At 72.1% G+C, this 6065-nt stretch carries 5 protein-coding genes; 1 reads left to right on the plus strand and 4 read right to left on the minus strand.

What is annotated here, in order from left to right:
* The 3 genes from HG543_RS50515 to HG543_RS50525 form a co-directional block, all read right to left on the minus strand.
* The coding region (locus HG543_RS50515; RefSeq protein ID WP_169352150.1) for a YIP1 family protein at positions 1-880 on the minus strand (880 nt) is incomplete at its 3' end.
* Positions 881-1027: 147 nt separating this feature from the next.
* Positions 1028-3337 (minus strand): serine hydrolase domain-containing protein, encoded by a 2310-nt coding sequence (locus HG543_RS50520; protein ID WP_169352151.1) that lies wholly within the window; start codon positions 3335-3337, stop codon positions 1028-1030.
* Positions 3334-4779 carry a GDSL-type esterase/lipase family protein gene (locus tag HG543_RS50525; protein ID WP_169352152.1) on the minus strand — a complete coding sequence of 482 codons (1446 nt, stop codon included), beginning with the start codon at positions 4777-4779 and terminating at the stop codon, positions 3334-3336. Before HG543_RS50525 ends, HG543_RS50520 begins: the two co-directional genes overlap by 4 nt.
* A 287-nt stretch (positions 4780-5066) precedes the next feature.
* Here HG543_RS50525 and HG543_RS50530 point away from each other — a divergent pair, with 287 nt between their 5' ends.
* A complete protein-coding gene (locus HG543_RS50530; protein WP_343073645.1) occupies positions 5067-5357 on the plus strand; it encodes a helix-turn-helix domain-containing protein in 291 nt (96 codons plus the stop codon).
* 9 nt (positions 5358-5366) lie between these two features.
* On the opposite strand, the gene HG543_RS50535 is transcribed toward HG543_RS50530, so the two are convergent.
* A complete protein-coding gene (locus tag HG543_RS50535) occupies positions 5367-5792 on the minus strand; it encodes an EscF/YscF/HrpA family type III secretion system needle major subunit (RefSeq protein ID WP_246357883.1) in 426 nt (141 codons plus the stop codon).
* Between the last annotated feature and the right edge of the window lie 273 nt (positions 5793-6065).

Consider the following 6065-nt stretch of genomic DNA (forward strand, 5'->3'; position numbering starts at 1 on the left):
CCCCCGAAATGCCCGCTACCGCCATGAAGAGCGCGAGGTAGCCGCCGCCACACACGCAGCAGGTCATCAGGGGCGCCGCGAGCGCCCCGGCCGTCGCCTTGCCCCAGCTCACGCCGTGCATGTTCTTGTAGGCGATGATGCGCAGGCCGAAGGCCCACAACGGCGCCACGTAGATGCCGCAGAAGGGGATGAGCCCCAGCAGGAAGGGCGCCTGGGAGAGGGAGTTGCCCCGCAGCGTCACCTCGAACGGCTGCGCCGTCCCCATCAGCCGCAGCAGCAGGTGGTCCAGCCCCGAGGTGAAGAGCGTGGTGAGCACCCCCAACAGGGGTGTCAGGAGAATGACCACGCCGAAGAGGCCCGCTCCCAAGTACCGGAACGCCTGCGGGTTCACGTTGTCGGCCCGCATGGTCTCATCCGGCATCGGAAAGAAGGCCATGAAGCCCATGTAGATGAGCATCGTGGTGAAGCTGCCCACGAAGCTGCTCAGCGCGGCGAAGCCGAGCGAGCTGCCCTGGGAGCCCGTCGGCCGCAGGCGCTCGAAGGTGGGCATCGGGCGGAACATGATGTCCAGGCACGTGTTCCAGTACGCCTTCAGCGTCCCGTGCACCTCGCGCTCGTCCCACGCCACCAGTCCCGCCGGCAGGCGCTCATGGCACGACGCGCAGAGCGCCTCTCCCCGGTCGCTCCGGCGCAGGCATTGAGGACACGCGAAGCTGCCGCAGCGCTCGCACGCGCTCAGGCTCAGCAGGTGGGGATGGACGGCGCACACGGGCTCCGAGGAGCCGGGCACCGCTTCGCGCAGCAGCGACATGCCGCACATGCCGCAGGACTGCGCACCCGGGACGACGAAGGCCCGACAGTGGGGACAGAGGAGGTTCATGACAGGGCCCCATCCTCGCATGACGGGGGCACGGCTTCAGCGCGCCTGTTTCGCAAGGGCGATTCCGGCAGCGCCCAGGGGCTGCCGCGCCCTTCGAAAAGGCGGCACAGCGGCTCCATCGGGCCGCCACCCGGGGCCGTCGGCGCCTCAGCGCGGTCGCACGAGTCCGTGGTCGTCCGGCACGCCGCGCTCTCCGGCGGAGCGGCTCGCGGAGGACGCGGGCGCGGCGCCAACCTCTCGCGCGCGCCGGGCCTTCCGCAGCGCCGCCTTCGCCTGCGTCTTGTTCCCCTGCGAGCCCTCGCGCTTCGCCAGCGCCTCCCACAGCTCCGGAGATTCCGGGTGCAGCGCCGTGCCCGCGCGCAACAGGCCCAGGGCCACGCGCGGGGACTCCGCCTCATTCGCGCGCTTCATCAGCCCCGCGGGCGTCAGCGCCAGTGCCCCGTGCGGCGTGGCCAGCGCCTCGCGCAGGTGCGGCAGCACCTCCGCATCCCGCTTCGCCGCGAGCAGCGCGTTGGCCAGCGCCACCCGCGCATCCACACTGCGCGGCTGTAATTCCACCGCGCGCTCCAGCCAGCGCAGCCGCGCCGCCGTCTGCTTCTTCAGCGCGTGGCCCTCGGCGATGCGCAGCAGCTCGTCCGAGTAGTCCGGACGCAGCTCCGGCGCCGCGGCCGCCGCCTCCTTCAAGGCGGGCCAGTGCGTCTCGGGCTTCTGGATTTCGTCCAGCCGCATGCGCCGCAGCGCCGGCACCTCCGCGCGCTTCCAGCTCGACACGAAGCGCAGCAGGTCGCTGCGCAGCGGCTCGCCGAAGCGCTCCGTGTCGGGCAGGCCCCGCGCGTCGCAGGCGGCCAGGTAGTCCGCGAAGAAGGCCAGCGCGCCCTCGGCGGGGTATGCGCGCAGCCGCTCGGGGCCGTGGGCCTCCTCCAGCTTGCGCGCCATGTGCGCGCCCACGCGGATGAAGACGGAGCCCAGGCGCGGGTCATGCGCGCCGCGGATGCGCTCCAGCGCCGCGCGCGAGTCCTTCGCGATGAGCTTCCGGTCCAGTAGCTCGGAGACCCGCGCGAAGGCGCCCGGCAGGTCCTCGTCCGCCGGCATCGAGCCCGGCCCGCGCGTGGCCCATTGGTGGTACGCCAGCCCGTAGCTGGCGATGCGGCCCAGTCCCTCGTACACCACCGAGTCCACCCCGTCCGCCAGGTGCGCGTCCCGGCGGGTGAGGCCGTCCTCCAGCATCTGCTCCATCACGCGGATGGACAGGCGCCGCATCCGCTTCGCCTCGCCCTCCACGTTGGTGGCCAGCGCAATCACCGTGTCCTCGGCGGGGAACATCACCAGCAGCGTGGTGGTCTCCGGCTGCCCGCCCGCGTGGGCCACCAGGTAGTGGCCGCGCAGCGGGTAGGTGGCGAAGCCCATGCCGTAGTCCGTGAGGCGCCCGTCGCTGGTGGCCATGGACGCCTGCATGCGGCCCATCGTCTCGCGCGACACCAGCGAGTGGTCCACCACCGCGCGGCCGAAGGCCAGCATGTCCCCCACCGTGGCGCGGGTGCCGCCGCCGCCGAAGCGGCTCGTCACGTCCAGGAAGCGCGAGGGCTTCAGCGTGCCGTCCGCCACCCGGTAGCCCGCGGCCTGGTGCTCGTCGCGCGTGGCGATGATGTCCAGGTCCGCGTGCTCCATGCCCGCGGGCTCGAAGACGTGCTCGCGCAGGTAGTCGCGGTAGGACTGGCCCGACGCCGCCTCCACCGCGGCGCCCAGCAGGTTGAAGCCCCACGTCGTGTACAGGTAACGGGTGCGCGGCTCGAAGGCGAGCGGCTTCTCCGCGAAGACGGCGATGGCCTCCGCCGTGGTCATCGGCTTCACGTTGTTGCTGGAGGCGAGGCCGTCATACGTGGGCACGCCGCTCAGGTGACCCAGCAAGTCCCTCACGGTGACGGGCCACTGCTTGTGCGGGTAGGCCGGCACCAGGGTGCTGATGTCCGCGTCCAGGTCCAGCTTGCCCTGCTCCGCCAACTGGAGCACCGCCACGGCGGTGAAGGACTTGGTGATGGACGCCATGCGGTACGTCGTGCGCGGCGTCGCGGGCAGGCGGCGCGCCACGTCCCGCTGGCCATAGGCACACACCCAGCGCTGGTCGCCCCGCGTGACGCCCACGGACAGGGCCGCCACGGGCCCCTGCGACATCTCCGCGCGCACGATGGCGTCGAGCGCGCGCTGGACTTCCGGAGGGAACGGACGCGGCGCGGCCCGGGACTGCCCCTTCCCCTTCGCGCCCGCTTCACCCGCCCCGTCTCCGGCTGGCGCGGTGACGGTGTCCGCCTCCGCTGCGGTGGCCTCGGCACCGCGCCGTGCCTTGGCTTCCTCCCCCACGGGCTCGCACACCGGCGAGCCACGGGGAGCCGCGAGCGACGCGGGCCCGAGGAGCAGCAGCAGGGAGGCAACCAGGGACTTCAGGGATGCGGTGCTCATGGCGTGGCCTCCGCAGTGGGAGTGGGCGGGGGCGGCGGGGTGCTCGCGGCGGCCACCCGTCCGGCCGGGCGCGGCGTCTCCACCCACGCGCGCAGCAGCGCGTCCGTGACGAAGTGCCCCAGCAGGTCCAGTCCCTTGCCGCGCGGGTGGACCATGTCGTCGTGCATGAAGCCCGAGGCGTGAAAGCGCATCAGCGAGCCCTTGCCGCCCATGGCGGTATAGGTGTCGAAGAAGGCACAGCCCTGCGCGAGCGCCACCTCGCGCTCGGCGGTGACCACGGCCTCCAGGAACGGGCGCTGCGTCCGCGTCTTGCTCGCGCCGCGCGTGTCGCTCACCGCGTCCATGGGGCCCACCACCATGCAGGCGCTGCCCGGCGCGGCCAGCCGTGCCCGGCCCAGCAGCGCCTTCAGGTCCGCGCGCACCGTCTCCAGATTCACGCGCTTCCACTCGAGGCGCTTGGACTCGTTGCCGCCCAGGAAGAACACGAGCAGCCGGGGCGCGCGCTCGGCGAGCTGCGAACGGAGGATGGCGTCGTCCATGCGCGCGTACAGCCCGGCGTCCGCGGACGGCACGCCCAGCATGTCCAGGACGATGCCGGGCCGCGCGTGCTGGAGCACCACGCCCTGCACCACCGCGCCCTTCTCCTCCGCCACCACGTCCACCGTCGTGGCGCCCGCGGGCAGCTCGAAGTGGGTGGCGCGCGCCGTGCCGTCTCCGGAGGGCTCCGTCCGCGCCAGCACCTGGCCGCCGCTGGACACGGTGAGCGCCCCGCCGCGCGGCACGTCCAGCCACCACAGCGTGCCCCGCGACTCACCCTCCAGCTTGAAGCGCCCGCGCGCCTTCGCGGTGGTGGCCACGTGGTACACGCCGGTGATGCCGAAGGGCAGCGGCGGCGCGCGCAGCTCTCCCAGCGTGCGCGGCTGCCACCCGGCGGCGCTGACGCCCGTGCGGGTGCGGCCTCCGTACGGGGCCATCCGGTCCACCAGCAGCAGGCCGCGCCCCGCGCTCCCGAAGGCCAGCGACAGGTCGTCGCGGAGGATGTCCACGATGCGGTCGCCGGCGATCAGCGAGTTGCCGAACGCCTCGATGACCACGGGGCCGGATGCCGTGCCCGCCGCCAGCGCGTCCAGCGACTCGAAGAAGGGCGCCAGCGCGGTGCGCGCGCAGCCTCCGTCCTCCGCGGGTGTCACACACGGGTCATCCACGCGGGCCCCGGGTGCGCCGAGCCGCTCCATCAGCTCCTGGAGCGCCTGCACGCGTGCCGGGCGAGCAGGCATCTCCCGGCGCGGCGCGGCCGGCGGCGCGCGCACGGCGACGGGGGTGGGGACGACGGGCGCCACCTTCAGCGGCTCTGCTCCGATGTCGAAGGTGGCCAGCAGGCCACAGGCCAGGACGGGCAGCCACGTCCGCCGCCCGCGCCGCCGGACTTCCGAATGCGTCATGCGGCGGGCAGCGTAGACGAAAGCCCCCGCCCACGCATTTTCCCGGCCAGCCCGCCTCCCTGCCTGCTGGAACTGTCCAGCCCCACCGGCACGAAGCCGCGCGCGTCCGACGCATCTTCGACAGCACAACCTGGCGGAACGGGCCCCGCACAAATGCAGGGTCAAGCCCCGAACATCCTCACTTCACTTGGAAGGTCGATGCCCCAAATTATCCGCCGCTTCTTATGGAGAAACCCAAGAACAGGTTGGCGAACTGGACGCGGTTGCACCGGAGGTTCGGCGACCACGTGCGCAAATTGAGGAACGCGAGGGAGCTGACACAGGAGACGCTCGCCGAGCGCAGTGATCTCTCCGTGGACGCCATCCGCCGCATCGAGCGCGGCTCCTTCTCTCCCTCCCTGGACACGCTGGGCAAGCTGTCCGTGGGACTGGACGTGTCGCTGAAGACGCTCTTCCAGGGCTTCGAGCGCGAGCGCACTGACGACGTGGCGGAGATCTGCGACTTCCTCGCCCACCGCTCGGGGCGCGAGGTGAAGCGCGCCTGGCGCGTCATCCAGGCCATGTTCGAGGAACACTGAGCAGGGCCGCTACACCTGCGTCTTGACGACGTCCTTGAGTCCGGTGGTCGCCTTCTCCACCACGCGACTCACCAGGTCCAGCTCCTGCGTGTAGCGGTACATGGAGGCCTGAAGGGACAGCAGCTCCGCGTTGGAGAACTGCTTGCCGGAGCTTGCCTCCTGGATGATGCGGTCCAAGTCGCGCTGCCCCTGCTCCAGGGCGCGCACGACATGAGACACCGCGTGGAGCGCGGGCCGCTCCGTCGGCGGGACTCCCTCCACCGCGTGCGTGGGCGCGGCCGCGGACACCCCCGAGACCTCACCGGTGGCGCGGGCCTTGTCCGCGAGGACTCCGTCGAACTTCGACTCCCCCTGCTTGTCCACCGGCGCCATGCCCTGCTGCTCCCGAGGGGGCACGGGCTGCGCGGTGGAGATGCCGGTCATCGGGCTCGTCATGGGTGTCTCCTTCGGAACGCACTGCGAGAGGAGTATCCCCGCGGGGCCTGACACCCGAGCAGGCGACCAGCCTCCCACGAGTGAACGTTCCTGGCTCCTGCCTGCCGCTGCCCCCACCCTGGCCTGAGTCAGCCGTATGAGGGAGGGGGACGGAGATGTGGCATCGATGGCTGCCCGCCAGTGGTCTGGCGTTGTGTCTGATTGCCTGCTCGAGCGAGCCGCAATCGCAACAGGGGCCCGACGTGCCCAACCCTCCCATGGAGGACCCTGGCA

The sequence above is a fragment of the Pyxidicoccus fallax genome, assembly GCF_012933655.1.
Lineage (GTDB): Bacteria > Myxococcota > Myxococcia > Myxococcales > Myxococcaceae > Myxococcus > Myxococcus fallax.

Excerpts from the sequence above, each read along its gene's own strand:
- HG543_RS50520 (WP_169352151.1), bottom strand. The coding sequence starts at position 3,337 with ATGAGCACCGCATCCCTGAAGTCCCTGGTTGCCTCCCTGCTGCTGCTC.
- HG543_RS50525 (WP_169352152.1), bottom strand. The coding sequence starts at position 4,779 with ATGACGCATTCGGAAGTCCGGCGGCGCGGGCGGCGGACGTGGCTGCCC.
- HG543_RS50535 (WP_246357883.1), bottom strand. The coding sequence starts at position 5,792 with ATGACGAGCCCGATGACCGGCATCTCCACCGCGCAGCCCGTGCCCCCT.